The sequence below is a fragment of the Bradyrhizobium sp. YCK136 genome, assembly GCF_044570075.1.
In the GTDB taxonomy this organism is placed as follows: Bacteria; Pseudomonadota; Alphaproteobacteria; order Rhizobiales; family Xanthobacteraceae; genus Bradyrhizobium; species Bradyrhizobium diazoefficiens.
In genome coordinates this window covers 6,731,064-6,756,859 of record NZ_CP172424.1, presented here as the reverse complement: position 1 = coordinate 6,756,859, position 25,796 = coordinate 6,731,064, and the positions used below count along the sequence as shown (strand labels likewise).

Annotated in this window: 23 protein-coding genes and 1 pseudogene; 17 read left to right on the top strand and 7 right to left on the bottom strand. The window is 63.5% G+C overall.

Annotated features, from left to right (window positions below; all coding sequences use genetic code 11):
* Window positions 1–188 precede the first annotated feature (188 nt).
* The 4 genes and pseudogenes from ACFLEY_RS32525 (at window position 189) to tnpB (ending at window position 2,125) form a co-directional block, all read left to right on the top strand.
* Complete coding sequence (locus tag ACFLEY_RS32525; RefSeq protein ID WP_060911022.1) at window positions 189–1,028, top strand: aldo/keto reductase; 840 nt, start codon at window positions 189–191, stop codon at window positions 1,026–1,028.
* Between the two features lie 187 nt (window positions 1,029–1,215).
* Window positions 1,216–1,326 (top strand): annotated as a pseudogene (locus tag ACFLEY_RS32520) (EamA/RhaT family transporter); the annotation flags it as partial.
* 98 nt (window positions 1,327–1,424) lie between these two features.
* Window positions 1,425–1,823 (top strand): transposase, encoded by a 399-nt coding sequence (locus ACFLEY_RS32515; protein ID WP_026192391.1) that lies wholly within the window; start codon window positions 1,425–1,427, stop codon window positions 1,821–1,823.
* Window positions 1,820–2,125 carry an IS66 family insertion sequence element accessory protein TnpB gene (gene tnpB, locus ACFLEY_RS32510; protein WP_396604300.1) on the top strand — a complete coding sequence of 102 codons (306 nt, stop codon included), beginning with the start codon at window positions 1,820–1,822 and terminating at the stop codon, window positions 2,123–2,125. The genes ACFLEY_RS32515 and tnpB overlap by 4 nt, the downstream gene beginning before the upstream one ends.
* Here the strand turns inward: tnpB and ACFLEY_RS32505 are convergent.
* Entirely contained in the window at window positions 2,100–4,184 is a 2,085-nt protein-coding gene (locus ACFLEY_RS32505; protein WP_396604299.1) for a recombinase family protein, read from the bottom strand. The two genes, tnpB and ACFLEY_RS32505, sit on opposite strands and share 26 nt — an antisense overlap.
* A 588-nt stretch (window positions 4,185–4,772) precedes the next feature.
* Between ACFLEY_RS32505 and tnpC the strand changes: the two genes are divergently transcribed.
* From tnpC to ACFLEY_RS32490, 3 genes are all read left to right on the top strand, one after another.
* The gene (gene tnpC, locus ACFLEY_RS32500) at window positions 4,773–6,317 is read left to right on the top strand and encodes an IS66 family transposase (protein WP_224517700.1); all 1,545 of its coding nucleotides are present in this window, start codon (window positions 4,773–4,775) and stop codon (window positions 6,315–6,317) included.
* Between the two features lie 90 nt (window positions 6,318–6,407).
* Complete coding sequence (locus tag ACFLEY_RS32495; RefSeq protein WP_249163413.1) at window positions 6,408–7,268, top strand: DMT family transporter; 861 nt, start codon at window positions 6,408–6,410, stop codon at window positions 7,266–7,268.
* Window positions 7,269–7,328: 60 nt separating this feature from the next.
* Complete coding sequence (locus ACFLEY_RS32490) at window positions 7,329–8,408, top strand: zinc-binding dehydrogenase (RefSeq protein ID WP_060911023.1); 1,080 nt, start codon at window positions 7,329–7,331, stop codon at window positions 8,406–8,408.
* 111 nt (window positions 8,409–8,519) lie between these two features.
* On the opposite strand, the gene ppk2 is transcribed toward ACFLEY_RS32490, so the two are convergent.
* Both ppk2 and ACFLEY_RS32480 read right to left on the bottom strand, forming a co-directional pair.
* On the bottom strand, window positions 8,520–9,431 hold the full coding sequence (gene ppk2, locus ACFLEY_RS32485; RefSeq protein WP_211434329.1) for a polyphosphate kinase 2: 912 nt from the start codon (window positions 9,429–9,431) through the stop codon (window positions 8,520–8,522).
* Window positions 9,432–9,527: 96 nt separating this feature from the next.
* The gene (locus ACFLEY_RS32480; protein WP_027546512.1) at window positions 9,528–9,989 is read right to left on the bottom strand and encodes an Lrp/AsnC family transcriptional regulator; all 462 of its coding nucleotides are present in this window, start codon (window positions 9,987–9,989) and stop codon (window positions 9,528–9,530) included.
* Between the two features lie 133 nt (window positions 9,990–10,122).
* Here ACFLEY_RS32480 and ACFLEY_RS32475 point away from each other — a divergent pair, with 133 nt between their 5' ends.
* Together ACFLEY_RS32475 and ACFLEY_RS32470 are read left to right on the top strand one after the other, a co-directional pair.
* Window positions 10,123–12,486 (top strand): transketolase, encoded by a 2,364-nt coding sequence (locus tag ACFLEY_RS32475; protein ID WP_060911024.1) that lies wholly within the window; start codon window positions 10,123–10,125, stop codon window positions 12,484–12,486.
* Window positions 12,487–12,755: 269 nt separating this feature from the next.
* On the top strand, window positions 12,756–14,186 hold the full coding sequence (locus ACFLEY_RS32470; RefSeq protein ID WP_211434328.1) for an aldehyde dehydrogenase family protein: 1,431 nt from the start codon (window positions 12,756–12,758) through the stop codon (window positions 14,184–14,186).
* 218 nt (window positions 14,187–14,404) lie between these two features.
* Here the strand turns inward: ACFLEY_RS32470 and ACFLEY_RS32465 are convergent, their stop codons facing one another.
* The gene (locus ACFLEY_RS32465; RefSeq protein WP_060911025.1) at window positions 14,405–15,373 is read right to left on the bottom strand and encodes an SMP-30/gluconolactonase/LRE family protein; all 969 of its coding nucleotides are present in this window, start codon (window positions 15,371–15,373) and stop codon (window positions 14,405–14,407) included.
* A gap of 91 nt (window positions 15,374–15,464) precedes the next feature.
* On the opposite strand from ACFLEY_RS32465, the gene ACFLEY_RS32460 reads away from it, so the two are divergent.
* From ACFLEY_RS32460 to ACFLEY_RS32450, 3 genes are all read left to right on the top strand, one after another.
* Complete coding sequence (locus ACFLEY_RS32460) at window positions 15,465–16,289, top strand: NAD-dependent epimerase/dehydratase family protein (protein WP_396604298.1); 825 nt, start codon at window positions 15,465–15,467, stop codon at window positions 16,287–16,289.
* Window positions 16,290–16,617: 328 nt separating this feature from the next.
* On the top strand, window positions 16,618–16,914 hold the full coding sequence (locus tag ACFLEY_RS32455) for a hypothetical protein (protein ID WP_028174799.1): 297 nt from the start codon (window positions 16,618–16,620) through the stop codon (window positions 16,912–16,914).
* A gap of 142 nt (window positions 16,915–17,056) precedes the next feature.
* The gene (locus ACFLEY_RS32450) at window positions 17,057–17,806 is read left to right on the top strand and encodes a hypothetical protein (protein WP_309142155.1); all 750 of its coding nucleotides are present in this window, start codon (window positions 17,057–17,059) and stop codon (window positions 17,804–17,806) included.
* A 52-nt stretch (window positions 17,807–17,858) separates the two neighbouring features.
* Here the strand turns inward: ACFLEY_RS32450 and ACFLEY_RS32445 are convergent, their stop codons facing one another.
* Window positions 17,859–18,764: a transglutaminase family protein gene (locus ACFLEY_RS32445; RefSeq protein WP_060911027.1), complete on the bottom strand. Its 906-nt coding sequence runs from the start codon at window positions 18,762–18,764 to the stop codon at window positions 17,859–17,861.
* A gap of 193 nt (window positions 18,765–18,957) precedes the next feature.
* Here ACFLEY_RS32445 and ACFLEY_RS32440 point away from each other — a divergent pair, with 193 nt between their 5' ends.
* A complete protein-coding gene (locus ACFLEY_RS32440) occupies window positions 18,958–19,221 on the top strand; it encodes a GlsB/YeaQ/YmgE family stress response membrane protein (protein WP_038965812.1) in 264 nt (87 codons plus the stop codon).
* A gap of 23 nt (window positions 19,222–19,244) precedes the next feature.
* Window positions 19,245–19,658 (top strand): hypothetical protein, encoded by a 414-nt coding sequence (locus tag ACFLEY_RS32435; RefSeq protein WP_060911028.1) that lies wholly within the window; start codon window positions 19,245–19,247, stop codon window positions 19,656–19,658.
* A gap of 44 nt (window positions 19,659–19,702) precedes the next feature.
* Here ACFLEY_RS32435 and ACFLEY_RS32430 read toward each other — a convergent pair whose 3' ends face one another.
* The gene (locus ACFLEY_RS32430; protein ID WP_060911029.1) at window positions 19,703–20,632 is read right to left on the bottom strand and encodes a hypothetical protein; all 930 of its coding nucleotides are present in this window, start codon (window positions 20,630–20,632) and stop codon (window positions 19,703–19,705) included.
* A gap of 259 nt (window positions 20,633–20,891) precedes the next feature.
* Between ACFLEY_RS32430 and ACFLEY_RS32425 the strand changes: the two genes are divergently transcribed.
* Entirely contained in the window at window positions 20,892–21,956 is a 1,065-nt protein-coding gene (locus ACFLEY_RS32425; RefSeq protein WP_026192128.1) for an IS630-like element ISRj1 family transposase, read from the top strand.
* 9 nt (window positions 21,957–21,965) lie between these two features.
* Here the strand turns inward: ACFLEY_RS32425 and ACFLEY_RS32420 are convergent, their stop codons facing one another.
* Window positions 21,966–22,649 (bottom strand): GntR family transcriptional regulator, encoded by a 684-nt coding sequence (locus ACFLEY_RS32420; RefSeq protein ID WP_060912985.1) that lies wholly within the window; start codon window positions 22,647–22,649, stop codon window positions 21,966–21,968.
* Between the two features lie 175 nt (window positions 22,650–22,824).
* Between ACFLEY_RS32420 and ACFLEY_RS32415 the strand changes: the two genes are divergently transcribed.
* Both ACFLEY_RS32415 and ACFLEY_RS32410 read left to right on the top strand, forming a co-directional pair.
* The gene (locus tag ACFLEY_RS32415; RefSeq protein WP_060912986.1) at window positions 22,825–24,543 is read left to right on the top strand and encodes an IlvD/Edd family dehydratase; all 1,719 of its coding nucleotides are present in this window, start codon (window positions 22,825–22,827) and stop codon (window positions 24,541–24,543) included.
* Between the two features lie 61 nt (window positions 24,544–24,604).
* Complete coding sequence (locus tag ACFLEY_RS32410; RefSeq protein WP_011085611.1) at window positions 24,605–25,600, top strand: TRAP transporter substrate-binding protein; 996 nt, start codon at window positions 24,605–24,607, stop codon at window positions 25,598–25,600.
* Window positions 25,601–25,796 lie beyond the last annotated feature (196 nt).

Here is a 25,796-nt window from a genome sequence, read left to right as displayed (position 1 = left end):
GCTATGACGATGTTGATGCATTGCGCAAGCTAGCTCCCCATCGTCGTCCTGGCGAAAGCCAGGGCCCATTATCCCGGTCAGCGTGGCGAAGGCACGCTGGGGCCACCATCTACTGCAACAACACCTCCTTGTGGTAATGGGTCCTGGCTTTCGCCAGGACGACATGAATATCGAAGATCGGACCGCACATGAACACAAACCCCTTCGGCAAGACCGGTGCCAACGTCTCCGTCATCGGGCAGGGCACCTGGTATCTCGATCATGGCGATCGCAAGCGCGCGATCGCGGCGCTTCAGCGCGGGCTCGATCTCGGCATGACCCATATCGATACCGCCGAGATGTATGGCGATGCCGAGCTGGTCATTGCGGACGCGATCGCGGGTCGTCGCGACGAAGTGTTCCTCGTGTCCAAAGTGCTGCCGAGCAACGCCTCGCGCCGCGGCACCATCACGGCCTGCGAGCGTTCGCTAAAGCGGCTCAAGACCGATCGCCTCGACTGCTATCTTCTGCATTGGCGCGGCTCCTATCCGCTCGAAGACACCGTCGCTGCGTTCGAGGAACTTGTGAAGGCCGGCAAGATCAAATCCTGGGGCGTCTCCAATTTCGATGCCGACGATCTCGACGAGATGCTCGACGTGGCGGGCGAGGGCCGCATCGCCTGCAATCAGGTGCTCTATCATCTCAAGGAACGCGCGATCGAGCATGCCGTGATTCCGTGGTGCGAGCGGCATGGCGTCGCGGTCGTCGCCTATTCGCCGTTCGGCCATGACGATTTTCCGGCAAGCAACAGCAAGGGCGGCGCCGTGCTGGCGCGCATCGCGGAGGCGCGGCGCGTGACACCGCGTCAGGTCGCGCTGAGCTTCCTCACCCGTGCGATTACGGTGTTCGCGATCCCGAAGGCGTCGTCGGCGGAACATGCCGGCGAAAATGCCGCTGCCGGCGATCTCGTGCTGACGAAAGAGGAGATTGCGGCACTGGATGCGGCGTTTCCGCGCGGTCCGAAGCCGCGAGGTCTGCCCATGCTGTAGTGCAGCAAGCGCGCATTCTTAATGGAGTATTGACGCGCGCAGCCCTCAGCGCATATCGGCATCCTGTTTTCGGAAGTTGTGAACGCGGCGCATTTGTCGTTTTTTACGAGCGCTCGATTCGCATTTTTCCCGAGTTCCAGCCGTGACCCCGCCGCCAGCCGCAGCCGCAAGGCTCGACAGTATTTCCGTGTCCATGCCCGAGAAGAAGCATGTCGGCCGCCGCGCACCTGCGCGCGTCGATCATCCCTTCAAGGGCATCGCGCTGATCCTGTTGTCGACGGTGTTTCTCGGGTGCTCCGTAAGCGGAGCTTTTCTCCCATTTGATTGACTGGTTTCGCTTCGGCTTTCGCTCTGCGATCCTTGGCTTGTCAGAGAGCCGAGAGGAGACTGAAGGCGATGGAACAATCGGGGGAGGAAGCCGAAGCTGATGGCTTTGTGGGGAAGCTTACGCGCCGGACGCGTTCTGGAGGCCGGTTATGGTCTGCGGAGATCAAGGGGCGCGCTGTTTTCGAGAGCATGAAGCCCGACGCCCGGGTATGTGATGTCGCACGGCGTTATGGTGTGAAGGCCCAGCAGTTGACGACGTGGCGCAGATTGGCGCGTGCTGGCCGGCTCGCATTGGTCACGGACGACGCGGCGGATTTCGTGTCGATCGAGCTGAGCGATCCAGTGGCGTCAGGCAAGAGCGAGGGGCCCGTCGAGATTACGATTGGCAAGGTTTCGGTCCGCCTGGATGCGGACGTGTCGGCGGTGCGGATCGCGGAGATCGTGACTGCGATCGAGCGCGGCGCATGATCATTCCGGCGCAGGGACTGCGGATTGTGCTTGCTGTGCGTCCTGTTGACTTCCGGTGCGGGCACGACGCGCTGGCCGGTCTTGTGCAAAACACGCTTGGGCTCGATCCGCATTCGGGCCTGATCGTGGTTTTTCGTTCGAAGCGCGCCGACCGGCTGAAGATTTTGCTATGGGACGGCACGGGCCTCGTTTTGGTCTACAAGCGCCTTGGCCGCGATGGTCGTTTCGAGTGGCCGCAGATCAGCGACGGCGTCATGCATCTGACGCGCGTGCAGTTCAATGTTGATGCCCCTCCTTGTTAGGCTGACAGATTCTTAGATCAAGTTGCGCGATGACGTGGTTTCGAAGGTCTCCGATGGCGTGAAGAACGGATGGTGTATTCGGGAAGAGATAGGCGCCGCTGGGCTGGCGATCAATTAGCAAACGCTTGGTTCGGATCTGAACATAGAGCCAGTTTACTGGAATCTCGAGCCTTCGGGCCAGTTCGGGCGGGCTGAGGTATGAGTCGTCATGCTCCCATCGGCTGCGCTGGGCAGTTACCTTGATGGCGGCGGCACGACGGAGCCGCCCAACGGTGATAGGCAGCACCTTATCGGCGCAACGGGGAGAGCGGTGACCTTCCCGAGTAAGGATTGTGGCGATCTTGTCGTCTGGGACGCCGTCGCGAGCGAGCGTCAGAAGGCGTTCCCGCATCTCTGTGCCTCGCGTCAATCTGGTGACGGAGTTGACGCTCATCTTCACTTCGAGCTCCGTCACGGCGCCTCCCCGCCAGACGATCCTAGCCAGGGCCAAGTCGCGCTCACCGCGGTCGAGAACGACCTTTTCGATGAGACATCGCAACAACGCCTTGCGATGCGCATCCGAGATAGTCTCGTCACCCCATATCTGCGGGAGGCGGCCGGTGAGGCTGATGACCTTGTCGTTGAGCTCCTTGCTTATGGCCACTTGTGTGATGGCTTTGGGCGGCGTCTGTCGGGCAAGCGCCTCTTCGGCGGCGCGCACGTCGTTTAGCGCCGCTTCCCATCGACGCTCGAGTTCCGAGGCGACCAACCGATTATCTGGATCAGCTCGGTTGAACTGCCGTTCGGCGAGCGCCGCCGTGTATCGCTTGCGCTCGAGCTCTCGTTCTGCACTGGAGCGTAGCGCATTGTTCGTCTGCTGCTGCACCCGGCGGGAGCGCGACAAGGCATCGAGTTCGGCCGGCGCTAGTGCGGTTAGGAATGCGTCGCCAACGGCTGCATCGATATGGGCGGCGCGGATGTGTTGGCAGGTTGGCTGACCTTCCTGGGTACGCAGGTGATTGCATACATATTCGCCGCCGCCCTTGTAGCGGACGTACATCTTATGGCCACATCGTGCGCACCAGGCAATGCCGTGGAGCAGGAGCTCGCCATTGCGAGGCGCGCCGCGGGTTTTGATGCGCATGTATTCGGCTCGGTTATCTCTGATGACGGATCGGATTTTTTCATAAATTGGCCAGTCGATATAGGCTGGATATCGATCTTTAACGACGATCCGCCACTCCTCCATCGGCCGCGGAGCCTTTTGTGGCAGGGCCCCCTCCCGCTTCGGCGGCCGGAAGCGGGTTCGTCCATAGACAAAGGCGCCCGCGTATGCGGGGTTCTTCAAGATCGCCGCGACGGCAGCCAGCGTCGCGCGCGTCCAGCACAAATCGCCATATCGATCACGACGCGGCAGTTCCAGGTCACGCTCGTTCAACGCTCGCATGACCTTGGCAACGCTGCGCAGCTGCAGGAATAACTGGAAGACGAGACCGAGCCGCCCTTGCACGGCCATGTCGGGATCCTTAACGACCACACCGCTCGGGTCCCGCATCAGCCCGATTGGCAGCATAACCGCAAGTTCGCCGCGTTCGGCTTTGGCCAGCAGGCCGGCGGTCAGCCGGCTGCGGATCGTATGTAGCTCAAGCTCGGAGATCGAACCCTTCAGCCCGAGAAGCAACCGTCCGTTGGGAGTGCCCGGATCATAGACACCATCGCGGTCGGCGATCAGGCAGCCACGTAGACCACAGATATCCAGGAGCGGATACCAGTCGGTACAATTACGCGCCAAGCGGGTCACGTCGATCGACAGGATGAGTCCCACTTCACTCAGGCCAACACGGCCAACGAGTTCCTTGAAGCCGTTACGCTGTGCTATAGACGCGCCGCTCAACCCGAGATCGGCATCAATCACGTCGATGGCCGCCTCACGCCATCCGAGTTCGCGGGCGCGCTGGCGAAGCGCGTATTGAAGGCGCAGGCTCTCCTGATTGCTTACGACCTGATGGGGCGTCGACTGCCGGATGTAGACTACGGCTTTGCGCGCCAAGTGGCTTGGTGTGACCAGCTCGGACTTCATGAGGGATCTCCGCCAAAATTGCGGCGACGTCTTCGACGATCTGGCGTCGGAGCGCGGGCGTCAGCGTCGACCAAAGATCGGCTGGATCCATGCTCATGTGCGTCGGGACAATCCGCTGTCGATAAAAGCTCGAGTAGAGCCTCCATACTCAGCTTAATCTGATTTGCCTCTTGCTCATAATATTCGATTGCGGTTGCTTGAATCAGAAGACTGCTTCCTGCGCGATACTCAACTTCATACGAAGCGGGAATGCCTCGGCCTCGCTGACCGATCTTCCTAATCACTCGATATGAGCGCCCCCACAAAGGATGGTGGGGGTCCCGAACCTCGACCACCTCCGGAAATGATTGGTCAGACTCACTATCAGGGACATTCCTCAATCCCCTCGTTTGAAGGGCTGAACTGGAAGCGAGTGGGCGAACGGATTGTCGCGACGCCAGCTGCGGCGAACTGACTCAGACCCGACAACCTGTTTCGCGCGGGGCTTTGGGATGATAGCTTGCGGATGTGCCGCCGTCCCCCATTGATCCCGCCCGTCTTGCAGCGCTGCCCGCCGATTTGCGCGCGCTCTTCCGCGCGCAGGAAGCGATGATTGAAGCCGAGCGTCGTCGCGCAGACGATGAATGCTCGGCGCGCCTTCATGTCGAGAGTGAACTGGCTGCGTCCAAAGAGAGCGTCGAACGCCTCGAACTGCTCGTGAAGGAGTACGAGCGCGCACGTTTCGGTAAACGCTCGGAAAAGTTCAATCCCGATCAGATGCAACTGGTTCTCGAGGACATCGAGATTGCCATCGCCGAAGTCCAGGAACGCCAGGACGATCGTGCGCGCCGCGCCGGCACGGCGCCGTCCAGCCGCCGGACCAGGCGCGCTGCCCGTGCCTTTCCCGCGCACCTGCCGCGCATCGAGCAGGTGATCGAACCCGAGAACCTCGAGTGTCCCTGCGGCTGCGGCCGGATGGTCCAGATCGGCGAGGATCGCTCCCGCCGTCTCGATGTCATGGCCGCCCAGTATCGTGTGATCGAGACGGTGCGACCGCGCTACGCCTGCGCAAAGGGCTGCACCGGTGTTGCTCAGGCGCCGGCGCCCGCCCATCTCGTGGAGGGTGGCATCCCCACCGAGGCGCTGCTGGCGCAGGTGGCGGTCGCCAAGTTCAGCGAGCACATGCCACTCTATCGTCAGTCGCAGGTTCTGGCTCGGCATGGCATCTTCATCGATCGCGCCGTTCTGGCAGACTGGATGGGAACGGTCGCCTTCCACCTCGCGCCGCTGGTCGAGCGCATGAGCGTCGTGATGAAGCAATCGGGCCGCTTGTTCATAGACGAGACCAGGGCGCCTGTGCTCGATCCGGGCCGGGGCCGAACGAAGACCGGCTATCTGTGGGCTGTCCTGCGCGACGATCGCGGCCACGGCGGCGCTGATCCACCAATCGTGGTCTACCACTACGCGCCAGGACGCGGTGGTGACCATGCTGAGCGCATCCTCGAGGGCTTCGACGGCATCCTTCAGGTCGACGGATACCAGGGCTATCATCGGCTCGCACGGCCCAAGCGCAAAGGCGGCGTGCCGCTGCGGCTGGCCGCATGTTGGTCCCACTCAAGGCGCAAGATCATCGCAGCGACTCCGAAAGCCGGCTCACCCATCGCCGAAGCCGTTCTCGCGCGCATCGCCGCACTCTATGCGATCGAGAAGGAGATCCGTGGCGCCGACGCCCCGGCTCGGCAAACGACCCGTAACGAGCGATCACGGCCGCTCGTCGCTGAACTCGAGAGGTTTCTGCGCGAGCAAGCCGCTCGCCTGTCGCCGGGCAGCGAGATGGGCAAGGCGATCGCCTATCTCCTGAACCATTGGGATGGCCTCACCTTGTTTCTCGACGATGGTTGCGTTGAGATGGACACCAATCCCGTCGAAAATCAAATCAGGCCGCTGACTCTGACGCGTAAAAATAGTTTATTTGCTGGTCACGACGAAGGTGGTCGTTCATGGGCGCGCATAGCTTCGCTCATCGCCACCTGCAAAATCAACAGCGTGGAGCCCTACGTCTGGATGAAAGCGACGCTCAAAGCGATCGCAACCGGTCACCCGCAGTCCCGGATCGACGAGCTCCTGCCCTGGTCGTTCGGCCGCACCTCGTAATTCTCCGTCGTTGCCGCCTCCATACCCCCCGCCAACGATTTGCAAACACGTTGATCAACAGACTGCAATCCCCACGCCAAACCTTTGCGAATGGGACGCGAACGTCGCTTACGGTGCTCCGACATCACCGCGAAATATCTTTCGACCAGCCTGCCGTCGATCCAGATCACCTGGATCCGCTTCCTCACCTTCGCGCTGATGTTCACGCCGGTGATGCTGCCGGCTTCGCCGCTCTACGCGATGCGCACCCAGCGCCTTGGCCTGCACGTGATGCGCGGTGCGGCGCTGCTCGGCTCCTCGCTGTTCTTCATCACCGGCCTGCGCTTCCTGCCGATCGCGGAAGCTTCCGCTACCGACTTCGTCGCGCCGCTGTTCGTCACCGCGCTCTCGATCGTCTTCCTCGGCGAGAAGGTCGGCATGCGCCGCTGGTTTGCGACCGCGCTCGGTCTCATCGGCGTGCTCATCATCCTGCGCCCGGGCACCAGCGCGTTTCATCTGGCGGCGTTCTTCCCCGTGGTCTCGGCGGCCTGCTGGGCCGGCACGCTGATCCTGACGCGCATGATGAGCGGCCGCGAAGCGGTCATCACCACCATGGCCTATTCCTCGTTGACCGGTCTTGCGATCCTGACCGCGATGGTGCCGTTCGTCTGGGTCACGCCGTCCTGGACCGCGATCGCGCTCGGCATCTTCATCGGCGTCGCCTCCACCGCGGGCCAGTGGATCGTCGTGCTCGCCTATCGCTACGGCGACGCCTCGGTGCTCGCGCCGTTCTCCTATACGCAGCTGCTCTGGGTCAGCATTCTCGGCTTCTTCATCTTCGGCGAGGTGCCTGATGTCTGGACCGTCGTCGGCGCGGCCTTCATCGTCGCCAGCGGTCTCTACATCGCCCATCGCGAGCGCGTCCGCCGGGCCCAGCTCCTGGTGCTGGAAGAGCGTTCGCCGAACGCCTGACGCAAGTGCGCGCATCGCGCGTCGTGCTATCAATGCCTCCAACAACACGGGAGGAGCCGGATGCGCGCTGCGATCTTCAGGAACGGTGAGATTGTCGTTGGTCAGATGGTCGAGCCGAAGCCGGGCCCTGGCCAGGTGCTGGTCAAGACGCTCGCCTGCGGCATCTGCGGCTCCGACCTGCATGCGCGCCAGCACGCCCACCGCATGGTGGAGATGGCGCGGAAGGTTGGCCGCAAGCCGATGGACCTTACCCGCGACGTCGTGTTCGGTCATGAATTCTGCTGCGAGATCGTCGACTACGGCCCTAGCACCGCGCGCAAGCTCAAGCCCGGCACCCATGTCTGCTCGCTGCCGGCGCTGGTGACGCCGCAAGGCATCGAGGGCATCGGCTATTCCAACGACAATGTCGGCGGTTATGCGGAAGCGATGCTGCTCAGTGAAGCGCTGCTGCTCGAGGTGCCCAACGGTCTGGCTCCCGAACATGCCGCACTGACCGAGCCGCTCGCCGTCGGCGTCCACGCCGTCGCCAAAGCCAACATCAGCGGCGGCGAGGTGCCGCTGGTGGTCGGCTGCGGACCGGTCGGGCTCGCGGTGATTGCCGCGCTGAAGATCAGGGGGCTGCATCCGATCGTCGCCGCCGATTATTCGCCGGCGCGGCGTGCGCTCGCAGCTCAGCTCGGCGCCGACATCGTGGTCGATCCCAAGGTGTCGCAGCCCTACACGGCCTGGGCCGAGCACGCGCAGATGTCAGACGCCGAGAAGGCGGCGCGACCGCCGTTCCAGGCGATGCTGCCGGCGCTCAAGCCCGCGATCATCTTCGAATGCGTCGGCGTGCCCGGTCTGTTGCAGCAGGTGTTCGAGGGCGCCCCGCGCGATGCCAGGATCGTCGTGGTCGGCGTCTGCATGGAGAGCGACAGAAACGAGCCCATGCTCGGCATCATGAAGGAGCTCAACGTCCAGTACGTGCTCGGCTACACGCCGGAGGAGTTCGCAAGCTCGCTGCGCCTGATCGCGGAAGGGCAGGTGGACGCCGCAGCCATGGTGACGGCCGAGGTCGGCCTCGACGGCGTCGCAAAAGCCTTCGCCGACCTCGCCAATCCCGAGGCGCACACCAAGATCATCGTGCAGCCGTGGCGGTGACAGTGCCGTAGGGTGGGCAAAGCGAAGCGTGCCCACCATTCTCACCGCCAACGCGGGCACATGGTGGGCACGGCGCTACGCGCCTTTGCCCACCCTACGAAACTGCGGCCCTCAGTATTTCGCAGGCACGTACATCTCCGGCGGGATCGGCCCGCGGTGGTAGTCGGGGTTACGGACGCGCGGCGGCAGCACCACCGGCGCGCGGCCGACCTCCCGGTAGGGGATCTGGTTCAGAAGGTGCGCGATGCAGTTGAGCCGCGCCCGCTTCTTGTCCACGGCATCGACGATCCACCATGGCGAGTCGGGCAGGTGGGTGTGCTCCAGCATCGTCTCCTTGGCCTTGGTGTACTGCTCCCAGCGGCTGCGCGCCTCGACGTCCATCGGGCTCAGCTTCCACTGCTTGAGCGGATCCCTGATGCGCATGCTGAAGCGGAACTGCTGCTCGTCGTCGGTGATCGAGAACCAGTACTTGACCAGGATGATGCCGGAGCGGATCAGCATCCGCTCGAACTCCGGCACCGTCTTGAAGAACTCCTGGTACTGATCTTCGGAGCAGAAGCCCATCACGCGCTCGACGCCGGCGCGGTTGTACCAGCTGCGGTCGAACAGCACCATCTCGCCGCCGGCGGGAAGATGCGCCACGTAGCGCTGGAAATACCATTGCGAGCGCTCGCGCTCGCTCGGCGCGGCGACGCGACAGATGCGGGGATTGAGCCGCTGGGTGATGCGCTTGATGACGCCGCCCTTGCCGGCGGAGTCGCGGCCCTCGAACAGCACCACGACCTTCTTCTTTTCGCTCTGCACCCAGTCCTGGAGCTTGACCAGCTCGCCCTGCAGCCGCAGCAGCTCACGGAAATAGAGCCTGCGATCCACCGTCGGGCGGAGCGTGCCGGTCTCGTCCAGCAGCTCGTCGAGCCTGCTGTCATCGAGCTCCATCTCCAGCTCTTCGTCGAGATCGTCGGTCATTTCCCGGATGATGCGCTCGCGTTTGGCCATTTCAGGGGTGCGGTCCGATGCGGTCATGGGTCCTTCTTTCGGCAGGGTGCCTGTCGCCCGTGACCATCGGCGGGGTTTATTGCGCCCTTGTGACACCGGTTCCGAAATAACCCGGCGGGGCCATCAGACCGGCAACGCGATCGAATATTTCACCTGACTGAGCGCAAAGCTCGACTCGATCGAGGCGATGCCGTCGAGCCGGGTCAGCTTGGTCTTCAGGAAGGTTTCGTAGGAGGCGAGGTCGGCTGCGACCACGCGCAACAGATAGTCGCGGTTGCCGGTCATCAGATAGCACTCCAGCACCTCGTCCCATTTCGAGATCGCGCGCGCAAAGCGGTTGAGGTCCTCCTCCTTCTGTCGCGCCAGCTTGATCGAGATGAAGACGCTGACATGCAGGCCGAGCGCCTTCTGGTCGACGGTCGCGATATAGCGCGAGATGACGCCGCGCTCCTCCAGGAGCTTGACACGGCGATGGCAGGGCGACACCGAGAGCCCGACCTTGTCGGCGAGCTCCTGCATGGTCAGCCGGCTGTCGTTCTGGAGGTAGCTGAGGATCTTGCGGTCGATGGCGTCGAGCTCGGGCATTGGGATGAAACCTGGGTCAGGGGGCATTCGATTGGTAAAATATCCCAATATCGGCAGGTATGGCGCGAAAAATTGAGAAGTTTGGCGGGGCCGGCAGGCGTATCATCGGGGCGTCATTTTCCGGAGCATCGCCATGCCCGTCGATTCCGCGCGCCTCGAAACCCTGACCGCCCTCAGCCGCAAGGCGCTGTGGCTGTCGTCATGGACCATCCACCACGCCAACCATATCCGTGCGAACGCGGACGGGTTGAAGGTCGGCGGCCACCAGGCCTCGTCGGCCTCGCTCGCCACCATCATGTCGGCGCTGTATTTCCATGTGCTGCGCCCTGAGGACCGCGTCGCAGTGAAGCCGCATGCGAGTCCGGTGTTCCACGCCATCCAGTATCTGTTCGGCCGGCAGAGCCGCGAGAAGCTGGAGAATTTTCGCGGCTTCAAGGGCGCGCAGTCCTATCCCTCGCGCACCAAGGACGTCGACGACGTCGACTTCTCGACCGGTTCGGTCGGCCTCGGCGTCGCGCAGACGCTGTTCGCCTCGCTGGTGCAGGACTACGTCAAGGCGCATGGCTGGATGAAGGACCGCCGCGAAGGGCGGATGATCGCGCTGGTCGGCGATGCCGAGATGGACGAGGGCAATATTTTCGAAGCCTTGGCAGAAGGCTGGAAGCACGGCCTGCGCAACACCTGGTGGGTGGTCGACTATAACCGCCAGTCGCTCGACGCCGTCGTGCGCGAAGGGCTGTGGGAAAAGTTCGAGACCATGTTCCGCAATTTCGGCTGGGACGTCGTCATCGTGAAATACGGCCGCCTGATGCGCGAGGCCTTTGCCGAGCCCGGCGGCGAGGCGCTGAAGAGGTGGATCGACAATTGCCCGAACGCGCTTTATGCGGCGCTGTGCTTCCAGGGCGGCGCGGCCTTCCGCAAGCATCTCCACGACGAGATCGGCGACCAGGGGCCGATCACCAAACTGATCGACAAGCGCAGCGATGAGGAACTGCTGGCGCTGATGTCGAACCTCGGCGGCCATGACATGGCGAGCATGCTGGAGGCGTTCGAGTCCATCGACCACGACCGTCCGGTCTGCTTCATCGCCTACACCATCAAGGGCGTGGGCCTGCCGTTCCAGGGCCACAAGGACAACCATGCGGGCCTGATGACGGTCGCGCAGATGGAGAAATATCGCGAGAGCCAGAACATCCGCCCCGGGCACGAGTGGGACAAGTACGAGGGCCTCGCGCAAAGCTCGGCCGAGCTCGACGCGTTCCTCGCGCGCGTGCCGTTCAACCAGGACGGCCGCCGGCTGACCGCCCCGGTGGTCGAGGTGCCCGCGCAGCTCGCCTTCAAGCCGGCGCCGCAGATGTCCACCCAGCAGGGCTTTGGCCTCGTGCTGAACGAGATCGCGCGCGGCGACAGCGAGCTCGCCAGGCGCATCGTCACGACCTCGCCCGACGTGACCGTTTCGACCAATCTCGGCCCGTGGGTGAACCGGCGCGGCCTGTTCGCAAACGCCGAGAAGGCGGACTTATTCCGCAGCGAGAAAATTCCGTCCACCTACAACTGGGACGCCTCGCCCAAGGGCCAGCATCTCGAGCTCGGCATCGCCGAGATGAACCTTTTCATCATGCTCTCGGCGCTTGGCCTGTCGCACCAGATCAACGGCGCGCGGCTCTTGCCGGTCGGCACGCTCTACGATCCCTTCATCGAGCGCGGCCTCGATGCGCTGAACTATGCCTGCTACCAGGATGCGCGCTTCATGGTGGCGGCGACGCCGTCAGGGATCACGCTTGCGCCCGAGGGCGGCGCGCATCAGTCGATCGCGACGCCGCTGATCGGCATGGCGCAGGATGGCCTCGCCTCGTTCGAGCCAGCCTTCGTCGACGAGCTCGCCGTGATCATGGGCTGGGGCTTCAATCACATGCAGCGCGATCCGGGCGAGGGCGGTTCCGTCTATCTGCGGCTCTCGACGCGCAGCATCGAGCAGGCGCAGCGGATCATGACGCCGGAGCTTCAGCAGGGCATCACCGACGGCGCCTATTGGCTGCGTAAGCCGGGCCCCAATGCCGAGCTCGTGATCGCCTACACCGGCGCGATGGCGCCCGAAGCGATCGAGGCGACCGGCTTCATCGGCGAGAGCCGGCGTGACATCGGGCTGCTCGCGATCACATCGGCCGACCGCCTGCATGCGGGGTGGACCGCAGCACGGAAATTGCGGCGTGACAGGCGCGGCGTGCAGCACCTCAGCCACATCGAGAAGCTGCTGGCGCCGCTGCCGCGCGACTGCGGCATCGTGACCGTGATCGACGGCCACCCGTCCGCGCTCGGCTGGCTCGGCAGCGTCCGCGGCCACCGCGTCGAGGCGCTCGGCGTCGAGCAGTTCGGCCAGACCGGCAGCATCGCCGACCTCTACCGCCACTACGGCATCGATGCCAACGCCATCATCGATGCGGCCGAAAGCCTCACCACCGGCGCGCCGGTGCTGCATCGGAAGATGGCGGTGTAGTTGAGGTAACTGCCCTGTCATTCCGGGGCGACGCGTAGCGTCGGGCCCGGAATCCATACTCCCGATCGTGGTCATGGATTCCGGGCCCGCGCCAAGTGGCGCGTCCCGGAATGACGCCTGAGGGAGCCTTGCCTCGTTCCCGCCATCGGCTCATATATCCTCCGTCCGCCGCAACGCTGGCCCCGCATATGGCGGGTTCAGTTGCCGGCGCTTTCGTGCAAGGATGCCTGCCGAAACGCCCCCACCATGCCCCCAAGAAGAGGTTAACGATGGTCAATCGCATGCAATTCTACATCGACGGCGCCTGGGTCGATCCCGCCGTCAAGAAGTCCACCGTCGTGGTCAATCCGGCGACGGAAGAGGCGATGTACGAGGTTGCGCTCGGCTCCAAGGCCGATGTCGACAAGGCCGTTGCCGCCGCCAAGCGCGCCTTTGCAACGTTCTCCCAGACCAGCCGCGAGGAGCGCGTCGCGCTGCTCACGAAAATCATCGAGATCTACAAGGGGCGCCTCAAGGAGATCGGCGCCGCCGTCTCCGACGAGATGGGCGCACCGCTGCCGATGGCGGAGAAGCTGCAGGCCGGCGCCGGCCTCGGCCATCTCATGACCACGCTCGACGTGCTCAAGAACTATCATTTCGAGGAGCCGGTCGGCACCGCCATGGTGCTGCGCGAGCCGATCGGGGTGGTCGGCATGATCACGCCCTGGAACTGGCCGCTCAACCAGATCGCCTGCAAGGTCGCGCCCGCACTCGCCGCCGGCTGCACCATGATCCTGAAGCCGTCGGAGTTTACGCCGACCTCGGCGCTGATCTTCGCGGAAATCCTCCATGAAGCCGGCGTGCCGAAGGGCGTGTTCAACCTCGTCAACGGCCTCGGCCCCGAGGTCGGCGCCGCCATGAGCGAGCATCCCGATATCGACATGATCTCGTTCACCGGCTCGACCCGCGCCGGCATCGACGTGGCCAAGCGCGCCGCGCCGACCGTGAAGCGCGTCAGCCAGGAGCTCGGTGGCAAGTCGCCGAACGTCATCCTCGAAGGCGCCGACCTCACGAAGGCGGTGACCGGCGGCGTGATGCACATGTTCAACAACTCCGGCCAGTCCTGCAACGCGCCCTCGCGCATGATCGTGCCGCTGTCGAAGATGAAGGAAGTCGCCGCGATCGCGAAGGCCGTCGCCGACAAGACCAAGGCAGGCGATCCGCGCGCCGAAGGCACCACCATCGGCCCCGTGGTCAACCGCGGCCAGTGGGACAAGATCCAGGGCCTGATCAAGAAGGGCATCGACGAGGGCGCAACGCTCGTCGCCGGCGGCCCGGGCCTGCCCGAAGGCGTCAACAAGGGCTTCTACGTCCGTCCGACCATCTTCGCCGACGTCACTCCCGACATGACGATCGCCCGCGAAGAGATCTTCGGACCGGTGCTGACCATCATCGGCGCCAAGAACGAAGCCGACGCCGTGCAGATCGCCAACGACACGCCCTATGGCCTTGCCGGCTATGTCTCGGCCGACACGGTCGAGAGCGCCAAGCGTGTCGCCCGCCAGATCCGCGCCGGCAACGTCAACCTCCAGGGCGTGCCCAACGACCGCACCGCACCGTTCGGCGGCTACAAGCAGTCCGGCAACGGCCGCGAGTGGGGCAAGTACGGCCTCGAGGACTTCCTCGAAGTGAAGGCCGTCGCCGGCTTCAACGCGGCGTAAGGCTTAGCGCCTGAACCAACATGACGCCGGAGCGGGAAACCGCTCCGGCGTTTTTCGTTTGGTCTCTCTCCCGTCATTCCGGGGCGTCGCGAAGCGACGAGCCCGGAATCCATTTTGCCTCGGACGCTGCCGCACGATGGATTCTCAGATGCGCAATTGCGCATCATAGCTCGCGCCGAAGACGGCGCGCCCCGGAATGACGGAGGAGAGAGCTGCGCCTATCCCCCCAGCGCGCCTTGCGTGTTCACATACAGCGCGTAGATCGACTGGCTCGCCGCCATGAACAGGCGGTTGCGCTTGACGCCGCCGAAGCAGAGATTGGCGCAGCGTTCGGGCAGGGCGATGCGGCCGATCATGACGCCGTCGGGCGCGAACACCACGACGCCGTCGAGCTCGGGATCGCCCATGCCCCAGCCGCACCAGAGATTGCCGTCGATGTCGCAGCGCATGCCATCAGGCGTGCCGGGACCTGCGTCGATGTGCACGCGCTTGTTGGAGATCGTGGTGCCGTCGGCTGAGACGTCATAGGCGAGGATCTTGCGGTTCGGCACGCCGCGCGATTCCACGACATACAGAATCTTCTCGTCCGGCGAGAAGCACAGCCCGTTCGGCCCGAGCACGCCCTCGGCGACGATGTTCGCCTTGCCGGTTGCGGGATCGAGCCGGTAGACGTTCGGCTCGATCTCGGGCTCGGCCTTGTAGCCTTCGTAATTGCCGAGTAGGCCGAAGGTCGGATCGGTGAACCAGACGGAGCCGTCGGATTTCACCACGACGTCGTTCGGCGAGTTCAGCCGCTTGTCGCCGAAGGAATCCATCAGCACCGTGATGCTGCCGTCATACTCGGTGCGGGTTACGCGGCGCCCGCCATGCTCGCAGGTGACGAGCCGGCCCTGGCGGTCCCGCGTGTTGCCGTTGGCGAAATTGGAGGGCTTGCGGAACACCGAGACGGCGCCGGTCTCCTCCTCCCATTTGATGATGCGCTGGTTCGGGATGTCGCTGCACAGGAGATAGCGGCCGTCGCCGAACCACACCGGACCCTCGGCCCAGCGCAGGCCGGTCGTCAGCCGTTCCACCGCCGACAGTTTCAGCCAGTATTTTTCGAAGCGGGGATCGAGTGCCTTTATCGCCGGATCGGGGTAATAGGTCGCCGGCCGCCAGCCTTGAGTGTGGGACGATGCATCGTTCATGTGCAGGTCTCGTTGTTGCGTTCCCTCTGTCCAAGTCTGCTAGCATCAGTTATCTACGGCCGCAAATCGGTCACCACAGGTGAGGGAAGACATGCCGCGTATTCTGATGACGGGAGCTTCGGGCGGAATCGGCACGAGCCTGCGAAAGCTGCTGCCGCCGATCTATCCGAATCTCCTGCTCTCCGACATCAAGCCGCCCGCCGATCTCGGCGCGAACGAAAAATTCAAGGCGGCGGATCTCGCCGATCTCGCGCAGTGCGAGGCGATCTGCGAGGGCGTCGACGGCATCATCCATTTCGGCGGCTATTCGGTCGAGGGCCCGTGGGACGACATCCTCCAGGCCAACATCATCGGCGGCTACAATCTGTTCGAGGCGGCGTACCGCAAGGGCGTCAAGCGCGTGGTGTTCGCCTCGTCCAACCACGCCGTCGGCTTCTATCCCCGCCACCACAAGATCGGGACCGATGTCACCCCGCGCCCCGACGGCCGTTATGGCGTCAGCAAGGTGTTCGGCGAGGCCGTCGGTGCGCTCTACGCCGACAAGCACGGCCTGAAGGTGACGTGCCTGCGCATCGGCAATTTCGGCGACATGCCGCTCGACCAGCGCCGGCTCTCGATCTGGCTGAAGCCCGACGACCTCGTGCAGCTCTGCCGCATCGGGCTCGAACATCCCGACATCCATTTCGAGGTCTTCTACGGCGCCTCCCTCAACGAGCGCGCCTGGTGGGACAACCACCGCGCCTACGAATTCGGCTATCGCCCCACGGGACGCGCCGAGGATTTCCGCGAGCACGCGATGGCCGAGCAGGCCAAGCTGAAGCCGGATCCGGTCGGCGACCACTACCAGGGTGGCGCATTCTGCAGCAACGAGTTCGACGGCGATGCGAGCCGCATCATCGACTGGACCAAGCGCTAGCGTCGTTGCCTGGAGGAATGCAGGTGCGCTCTCCCGGCCCCGCTTGCGGAGCCGGGAGAAATTCACTCGTGCGGTGAGCGTTGGGATTCCCGGTGGGGCGGGCCAGACTGGTGGAGGGGCCCCATCCCGAGTTGACGCGCATACGATCGTGATGGCGGCAGATATCCGAACGGCTCCTTGCGACTAACGTCTGTGTGCACACCGTAGAGTTCCGGATTTCCGTTTTTGGAAATAGGCGTTCTATTGTCGGAACACGTCAACGTTTCTTCTATGCATTGCGTTGCGCGGAAGTGACCGCCCTTTTCATTCTAGCGATTGTGGAAGCAAGATGCGCAAGATGGTTCTGTCAGGGGCCGCGGTGTTGACTGTCGTTCTCGTCGCGGCAGCATCCTGGCCAACGCCACGTCCGGATGTGGATCGATTCGGGGACAGTGTCTACGAAACCATCTGGTTCTGGCGCATCCCGGCCTACGCCTACAATCCGGCCTGGCGCGTGCGCTGGATGTGGAGCGATCCGCTCCGCGCGCAGGCAAGATGCTGCCGGATCACGCCGCAGCCAGTGTCCGGACCGGACTTGCGGGTTCCTCCGGCCGGTCAGACGATCGCGCGCTTGGCGGGCAAGTAGAGCGGCTCGCTGATCAAGAGCTTCATGGGACCGCGCGCTGAAATTCGCGCTTTCCACCTTGCGTGTGAATCGCAAGGGCGCCGAGCGTCTGATACGATCTTGAGGCGTCCGGGTGCGTCGCACGCTGCTGCCAGGAAGTCGCGTGGTTCCAGATATCTTGCATTTCTCTTCAAATGAGTTCCTTGCTTTAAGCTTAACCAGAAACCTGATCTTCGATTTACAGAAGCAATTCACAGTTTACCTTGTTCTTGAATCGGCAATTCAAGGACGCCAAACAATGCGCCGCTTAGCGCCCAACCTATGTCTTGTTATTGTTCTGGCGGCATCCAGTTTCAGCGCGCATGCCGACGAGAACAAATCTGGCGGCAGCTCCGCGTCGCTTGTTCCCCGCGCCAGGATCGAATGTTCGCTCAAGCGCAAGCCCGGCGAACCTCTCGATCCCCCGTCAACGGCGGCCATTCCCCACGCGGAATCCTTCGTTGCGAGCGAGCATTTCAAGGAGGACATCACGCCGACCGCGCCTGTCAAGATTTCGTGGCTCGGCGCGACCTTTGCGCGCCGGTTCGCCGTCAAGGTCGAAGCCGCGGACGATACGTCTCTGCAGACGCATGTTTTGAACAATCCCTCGAATTCCGGGCAGATCCTCGGCGAGCTGGGCGCTCGCGCCGAGAGCAAACTTGCCGACATCTGGTGTCTCTTGAGGCTGCAGGCCAACGGCGAAAGCGGGGCGCTGCAGACCAGCTCCGCTCCGAACCTCTTCTTTGTCCGTGACGGCGCGGGTGATCTTGGCGTGGTTGATGCCCTATGGGGTGGCGCTGGCTGGGAAATCGGGGCCAGTCAGGTCGGAAACCAACGGGCATGGACCTCAGGCACGCGCGTCTTCTCTCACTGACATCATCCGGCCTTCGCCCGGCCTCGGGACGTTTGACCGCCGCGCCTGTGGCCTATCCCTCCGAAGGATCGAGCATTTCGCTGAGCTTGCGAACGGCGACATTGATCGACATGCCGAGGTAGTCGCCGGAATCGCCGAACCACGAGCCGGCCAGCGGCACGGCCTGCCCCGGATGCCGCGCTATGGCCACCGGGATGAGGTCGAAGCCGGCGCTCACGCTGTTCGTTGGATCGTAATCGAGCCAGCCAGCGCCGGGCAGGAATACCTGCACCCATGCATGGGTGGCGCCGGAGCCGGTCATCCCCACGGCGCCGCCGTCGAGCGCGGCGTCATAGAGATAGCCGCTGACGAAGCGCGCGGCAAAGCCGAGGCGGCGCAACGTCTCGATCATGAGCCAGGCGAAGTCCCGGCAGGTCCCGGATTTCGTACGCAGCGTCTCGCCGGGGGACTGGGTGCCTTCCGCATCTCTTCCGCGATAGCTGAACTCGCTGCGAAACAGGCCCAGCATCCGGCGCAGCACGTCGGCGGTCCGGTCCTGATCGCCGGCAACGAAGCTCTTGGTCCACGCCGCATGGCTGCCGTCTGGATCGTCGGCATGCGGACGCAGGTATCCTGCAAGATCGGTCCACTCATCCGGCGTGTACTGCACGGGGACTTCCTCGGCCCGCGGCTCCAGCGGAAACGTCTCCAGCCCCTTGACGCCGAAATAGATGCCGCGAACCTTGAAGGTGAAGGTCAGCTCGCTGCCGGGCTCGCTGAAGTCCATCACGGTGACGGCATTCGAGCGGGCGTCGGTGATCCAATGCACCTTTGATGGCAGACTGGTCGAAGCGGACCAGCGAAGCAGCCGGGTGGAGGCGCCGCGCCGCGGCAGGAACATGGCCCGGTGCGTGCCGAACGTCACCGGCTTTGCATAGCGATAGGTCGTCGTGTGCGTGATCTCGCCGATGATCGCCATGCATCATCCCGCTTCGCGTTGCGGAGCTCGTTGAGCGCCGTCTCACCAGGAAGAGCAGCCTGCAGCTTTCCGCTCGGCTGCTTTGGCCCATTGATCTAGATCAACGTCGTTCCCGGCGTCGTCTGGCCCATCAAGCGATCACGCATTCCTTCAGACGTTTGATGTCTCGAATTGACCGAATGGAGCGATGGACATGAGCATCCTTTGGACGATCATCATCGGATTTCTCGTCGGACTGGTCGCGAAGTTCATCATGCCCGGCGATAAGTCCGAGCCCAAAGGGTTCATTTTGACCACGGTCCTGGGAATTGTCGGCGCGTTCGTTGCGACCTGGCTCGGCCAGGCCGTGGGATGGTACCGGTTCGGGGAGGGCGCCGGCTTCATCGGAAGCGTGGTCGGTGCCATCATCCTCCTGTTTCTGTACGGCCTTTTCATGAGTCGTCAGGGGCGCGCCTGATCGATCCACATGATCGGCCGAGCATGAAAATCAAACTGCCAGCCGTCGCGTTGCTCGCACTAATCGTGTCAGGGCGGGCGCAGGCCGCGACGCTCAGCGAGGCCGAAGCAACGTTCCTCGACCAGCTCGTCACCGCATCCGCGGTGCTGGAGCAGCGATGCACCGGCTATGAGGTCGATGGTGCCGGCAGCGTTCAACTCGGCGCCCGACTTCTCGGCAGCCCTGATGCCGCGATGGCGATGATCGACGCCTATGCTGCGGCCATCAAGGCCCATGACGGCGAGAGCTACGATCCCGGAAAATTCCGCCCAGAGGTGGCCGAGTCCGCCGGAAGGACATTCAGGCGGGTCCGGACGGACTTGATCAGGAATCCGAAACGGGCCTGCGCCGGTCATGGCGAGACCAGCGTGGCGCGCGGCCTGTTGAGACGGTACTGAATGGTCATTGCGCGCCCGGCGACGAGCGAAGCGCGTCACCGAAATCAGCCGCTGGCGATGTCGCGGCTTATCTTTTGCAACCGCGCGAAAGCTGCCCACGCTTTTGGATATTCGGCGTGTCTTGAATCGATCGTGAGTAGCGCGCGGCATGCCTCGTTGATGTCCTCCGGTGATGGGCGCATCGAAATGTCGGCCGACGACTCCGCCTGCTTCCAGCGGTCCTCGACGTCTTTCGCCAGGGCCAGTGCTTCGGACGGGGTTCGTTTCCGGGTTGATCTCGCCAATGCGTGATCCGGAGGAAATGTGGGCCACGCGGCCGGAGGTCGATCGGCTTGCCACTCACTCTCCTTGGCGACCCCACGGTTCGCGGTCGGGCTTGGTGGCTGTCCATTTGCAGCATCAGGCGGAACGGTCCGGGCGGCCAGCTCGCGGACCTGCTGCTCCATTGTGCCGCCAGATGACGATCCGCCCGCCGACGGTGCAGGCGTCGTCAGGCCGGGTGCAACCGACATGTGCACGTCGGGGGCGACTTTCAGAACGGTTCTGACGACCGACGACACGCCGGGTGACAGAGCCGGCCGCTGCTGCACGACCTTGTCCTCCTCAGTCGGGCAAGGTCTGTATCCCGAATGCTGATGCGTGATCCGTCCGTCGTCATCGATGCGGGCAAAATCAATGGCCACGGTATAGACGAAAGCGGTTCCGATGGACTGGCCGGACTTGTCCCTTGCCTCGACACCGCCGCAAACATACCTCGCCGCGCCGGCCTCAATTGAACGCAATGCGCTGAATTTGGCCGAGTCTGGATCGATCAGCGCTTTTCGGACTGCTGCGCGCGCTTTCATATGTTCCGAGGAGAACGTGCTGATCAAGACGTCCGGGTTGATGAAAGCGGGCTGGTAGTACCACACATACTCCCCGGCAAAAAATGCTGCGCCAAAGGCCGTTGCGATCAGGAGACCAGGTACATTCATGCGATTGCTCCGGGCAATGGAACCCGGCACGGTTGTTATTTGTTCCAGAAACCATTTGGGATAGAGTCCTCTAACAACCCGTTAATCGGTTGAGCGATTGAGCTGCTTCTACCAGAAGATTATCGTCTGGTTGGATGAGTTCCGCCGGGTTCCATTGCCCGGGCGAGTGGTTCATCCTTCTCCGCATCGGCTGTTGCTGCGCCGGCGGGCCGACAGGCGCACGCGCTTCTTGGAACGTGAGTCGTGATTCAAGGTCGGGATGATACCCGAAGCAAGAGAAGTCCACCTTTCGAGGAAAGATCGCAAGGTGCTTGAGGCGTGCTGTCGCTCACCGGTGACGTTGCAGCGCGATTTGAAGCGGGCGCGGATAGTTCTGTTGGCGGCGGATGGGCGCAGCACCCGGTCGATCGCCAAGGAAGTTGGGGTCCAGCCGCGGATTGTCAGCCTTTGGCGGCATCGCTATGCCGACCATGGCCTTGAAGGGCTGCAAGACAAGCCGCGGCCTGGCAAGCAGCCGATCTATACGAAGACGACCGACAAGCGGATTCTGAAGCTGCTGGATAAGCCGCCACCGCAAGGGTTTGCGCGCTGGACCGGCCCCCTGCTGGCCGAGGCGCTGGGCGATGTCGATGTCCAATATGTCTGGCGGTTCCTGCGCAGCCACAAGATTGACCTGGTGGCTCGCAAGTCCTGGTGCGAGAGCAACGACCCGAACTTTACGGCCAAAGCCGCCGATGTTGTCGGCCTCTATGTCGCGCCGCCGGCGAAGGCCATTGTGCTGTGCGTGGACGAGAAGCCCTCGATCCAGGCTTTGGAGCGAGCGCAGGGTTATCTGAAGTTGCCCAATGGCCGCGCCTTGACCGGCCAAAGCCACGATTACAAGCGGCATGGCACCACAACATTGTTTGCGGCGCTCGAAGTCGCCACCGGAAAGATCATCGCGACCCATTCAAAACGCCGGCGCCGCGTCGAGTTTCTCGATTTCATGAACAGCGTCACCGCGGCTTTTCCGAACCGCAAGCTTCACGTCATCCTCGACAACCTCAACACCCATAAAAAGAACGAGGACTGGCTCAAGGCCCACCCCAACGTGCAATTTCATTTCACGCCGACAAGTGCGTCATGGCTCAATCAGGTCGAAGTATGGTTTTCCATCTTGCAGGGGCAGTCGCTCAGCGGCACCTCCTTCACGAGCCTCAAGCAGCTTCAGGAACACATCGATGCCTACGTCAACGCATACAACGACAGAGCCGAGCCCTTCGTCTGGACCAAGAAAAAGGTCCGTCAACGCCGTTTCAAAGGCCGCCGTATCACTCAGCTCTGATTCCGGGTACTAGCGCTCGGTTTCGCCAGAAATCCGCGCCAGATAATCCGACTTGCTGAACTGCATGTGATCGACGCAGAGCTGCGCCAATGCCCAGCTGTCGCGGCCCTTCAAGAGCTCGATCATCAGCTCGTGCTGGCGCCGCGATTGCGCGAGCCCGTCGCGGTCGGCGAGGTTCTTGGCGCGCATCGGCAGCGTCAGGTTCATGTAGTCCTGGAGCGAGCGCACCAGATAGGGATTGCCGCAGGCGGAGAACAGGGCGAGGTGGAAGGCGTCGTTGGCCTCGTGGATGCCGCGCAGATCCTGCACGTCGGCCTTGGCGCAATATTGCCGTTGCAGTGTGGTCAATTCGTCGATCAGGCCTTGCGGTGCGGGCAGGGGGATCATCAGCGCGGCCTGCCGGGTCAGCATCTCCCGGACCTCGTAGATCTGCCGAACCTCCTCGGCCGAATAGAACCGCACGGTGGCGCCGACATTCTTCTCGCGGCGGACGATGCCGCGCCGCTCGGCAACCACCAGCGCCTGGCGCACGAAGTGGCGCGAGGTGCCGTAAGCCGACATCAGCGCGTCCTCGGTCAGGCGCGCGCCGGGCGCAAGGCGGCCGAAGATGATGTCCTCCTCCAGCCGCGCGACCACGTCGTCCGGATCGTCGCGCCGGACCGTCATGGCGTCTGCGGTGTGAATGTCGGACATCCTCTCAGCCTTCAGCACCGGGCCGGTCCGTCCTGTGGAGTAGGGAAGGGGCAGATTGTCAATAATTTGTGTCGCGGGCGGTGTCAGGAGCCGGAGATTGCCACCATAGGCGCCTGCGTTATTGACAATCAGGGGGTAGCCTGTACGACAATGGCAAGGTGAACGGAGTGGCATGATGACGAGTGGCTTGCGCAAGGGTCTGACGAGCTATGGCGATGCCGGCTTCTCGCTGTTCCTGCGCAAGGCGTTCATCAAGGCCATGGGCTATTCCGACGACGCGCTGGAGCGCCCGATCGTCGGCATCACCAACACCTACAGCGACTACAATCCCTGCCACGGCAACGTCCCCCAGATCATCGAAGCCGCCAAGCGCGGCGTGATGCTGTCGGGCGCGATGCCGTTCGTGTTCCCGACCATCTCGATCGCCGAAAGTTTTGCGCATCCGACCTCGATGTATCTGCGCAATTTGATGGCGATGGACACCGAGGAGATGATCCGGGCTCAGCCGATGGATTCGGTGATCGTGATCGGCGGCTGCGACAAGACTCTTCCCGCGCAAGTCATGGCCGCGATCAGCGCCGACCTGCCGACCGTTGTCATCCCCGTCGGCCCGATGGTGGTCGGCCACCACAAGGGCGAGGTGCTGGGCGCCTGCACCGATTGCCGCCGGCTGTGGGGCAAGTATCGCGCCGGTGAAATGGACGATGCCGAGATCGAGGCGGTCAACGGCCGCCTCGCGCCGTCGGTCGGCACCTGCATGGTGATGGGCACGGCCTCGACCATGGCCTGCATGATCGAAGCGATGGGCCTGTCGCTGCCGATGAGCGCGACGATCCCCGCGCCGCATGCCGAACGCTTCCGTCTTGCGGAAGCGAGCGGCCGGGTTGCCGCCGAGATGGCCAAGACCAAGGGCCCGAAGCCGAGCGAGCTCTTGACGCCGGCATCCTTCAAGAACGCGCAGGTCGTGCTCCAGGCGATCGGCGGCTCGACCAACGGCCTGATCCATCTGACGGCGATGGCGCATCGCTCGCCGCACCGGCTCGATCTCGAAGTGTTCGACCGGATCGGCCGCGAGGTGCCGGTGCTGGTCGATCTCAAGCCGTCGGGCGAGCACTACATGGAGCATTTTCATCACGCCGGCGGCGTGCCGAAATTGCTGGCGCAGCTCGGCGATCTCGTCGATCTCGATGCGAAGACCATTACCGGCCAGACGCTGCGCGATATCGCGGCGAATGCGGAAGACGTGCCCGGCCAGGACGCGATCCGCCCGCGCGACAATCCGATCAAGAAGGAAGGCGGCCTTGCCGTCCTGCACGGCAATCTCGCCCCGCGCGGTGCCGTGATCAAGCAATCGGCTGCGAGCCCCAAGCTTTTGCAGCACACGGGGCGCGCGGTGGTATTTGAATCCGTCGAGGACATGACCTTGCGGGTCGACGATCCCGATCTCGACGTGACTGCCGACGACGTGCTGGTGCTGCGCAACGCCGGCCCGAAGGGCGCGCCGGGCATGCCCGAGGCGGGCTATCTGCCGATCCCGAAGAAGCTCGCGCGCGGCGGCACCAAGGACATGGTGCGCATTTCCGACGCGCGGATGAGCGGCACGGCGTTCGGCACCATCGTGCTGCACATCACGCCCGAGTCCGCCGTCGGCGGGCCGCTGGCGCTGGTGAAGAACGGCGACATGATCCGGCTCGACGTTGCCAGGCGCAGCATCGAGCTGCTGGTCGACGCCGCCGAGCTGGAGCGCCGGCGCGCCACGCTCAAGCCGGCGGCGGCGCCCGAGGAGGCGCGGCGCGGCTACGCCTGGCTGTTCAACGAGACCATCATGCAGGCCGACGAGGGTTGCGATTTCGATTTCATGCAGAGGACTGGGAAGCAGACCGAGAAGGGGTGACCAACCACCCGAACGAACGCCCAGACCGCTGAAGCGGCGGGCGATAAAACAGGGGGAAACGATGATTGCACGATCCATGCGTGGGTTGGCGGTTCTGTCCGCCATGCTGTTCGTCACGGCGGCCGGGGCGCAGGAGGTGAAGCATTATCGCTTCGCCTACGACCAGCCGCGCAACACCGGCTATTCGATCGCGGGCGACCTCTTTGCCGACAAGCTCAAGGAATTGAGCAAGGGCACCATGATCATCGACCAGTATCCCGGCGCGCAGCTCGGGCAGGAGCCGCAGGTGCTCCAGCTCGTCAAAGCCGGCGACGTCGAGTTCGCCATCATCTCCTCGGCCAACACCGCGACGATCTCGCCGCAGGCCGGCGTGATGTCGCTGCACTTCCTGTTCCGCGACGAGAACCACGTCGTCAAGGGCCTGGCCGATCCCCGCGTGTTCGAAGCGCTCAAGACCATGATCGACGAGACCACGCAGGGCCTGCACGTGATCGCGACCGGCTCGCAGGGCGTGCGCCATATGTACAGCAGGCGGGAAATCCACAATGTCGGCGACGTCAAGGGCCTGAAGGTCCGCGTCCAGGCGACCGCGACCGAAGACCTGATGTTCCCGGCCTATGGCGCCCAGACCGTGCACATGCCGTTCGGCAGCGTCTACACGAGCTTGCAAACCGGCGTGGTCGACGTCGCCGAGAACAGCATCAACGTCTACCTCGTCAACAAGCACTACGAGGTCGCGCCGGTCCTCAACATCACCGAGCACGAAGCCAACAACGCGCTGGTGTTCATCTCCGACAAGCTATGGCAGAGTCTGTCGGCGGAGCAGAAGGGGTGGGTGCAGGCGGCGGCCAACGAGATCAGCACCAAGGAGCCGCAGAAGGCGTTCGATCTCGAGCGCACGGCGGCCGACAAGCTGAAGAAGATGGGCGTCAAGATCGTCGACAATGTCGACAAGAAGAGTTTTACGGCAATCGCCGATCCCTATCTCGACAAGCTCGCCAAGGAGCTCGGCCCGCATGCCGAGAAGATCAAGAATTTGATCCGGTCGGTTAACTAACGTGATGCCGGAAGACGGTGCGCTCCTTCTCCCGCTCGCGGGAGAGGGTAGGGGAGAGGGTGTCTCCGCGGAGAGACTCCCAATGAGGAGGCAGCCCTCGCCCGGCGCTCCGCGCCGACCTCTCCCGCAGGCGGGAGAGGTTCACCCAACCAGCAGTCGCCGATTCAACTGAAGCATTCTGCACTAGGCCCGGGAC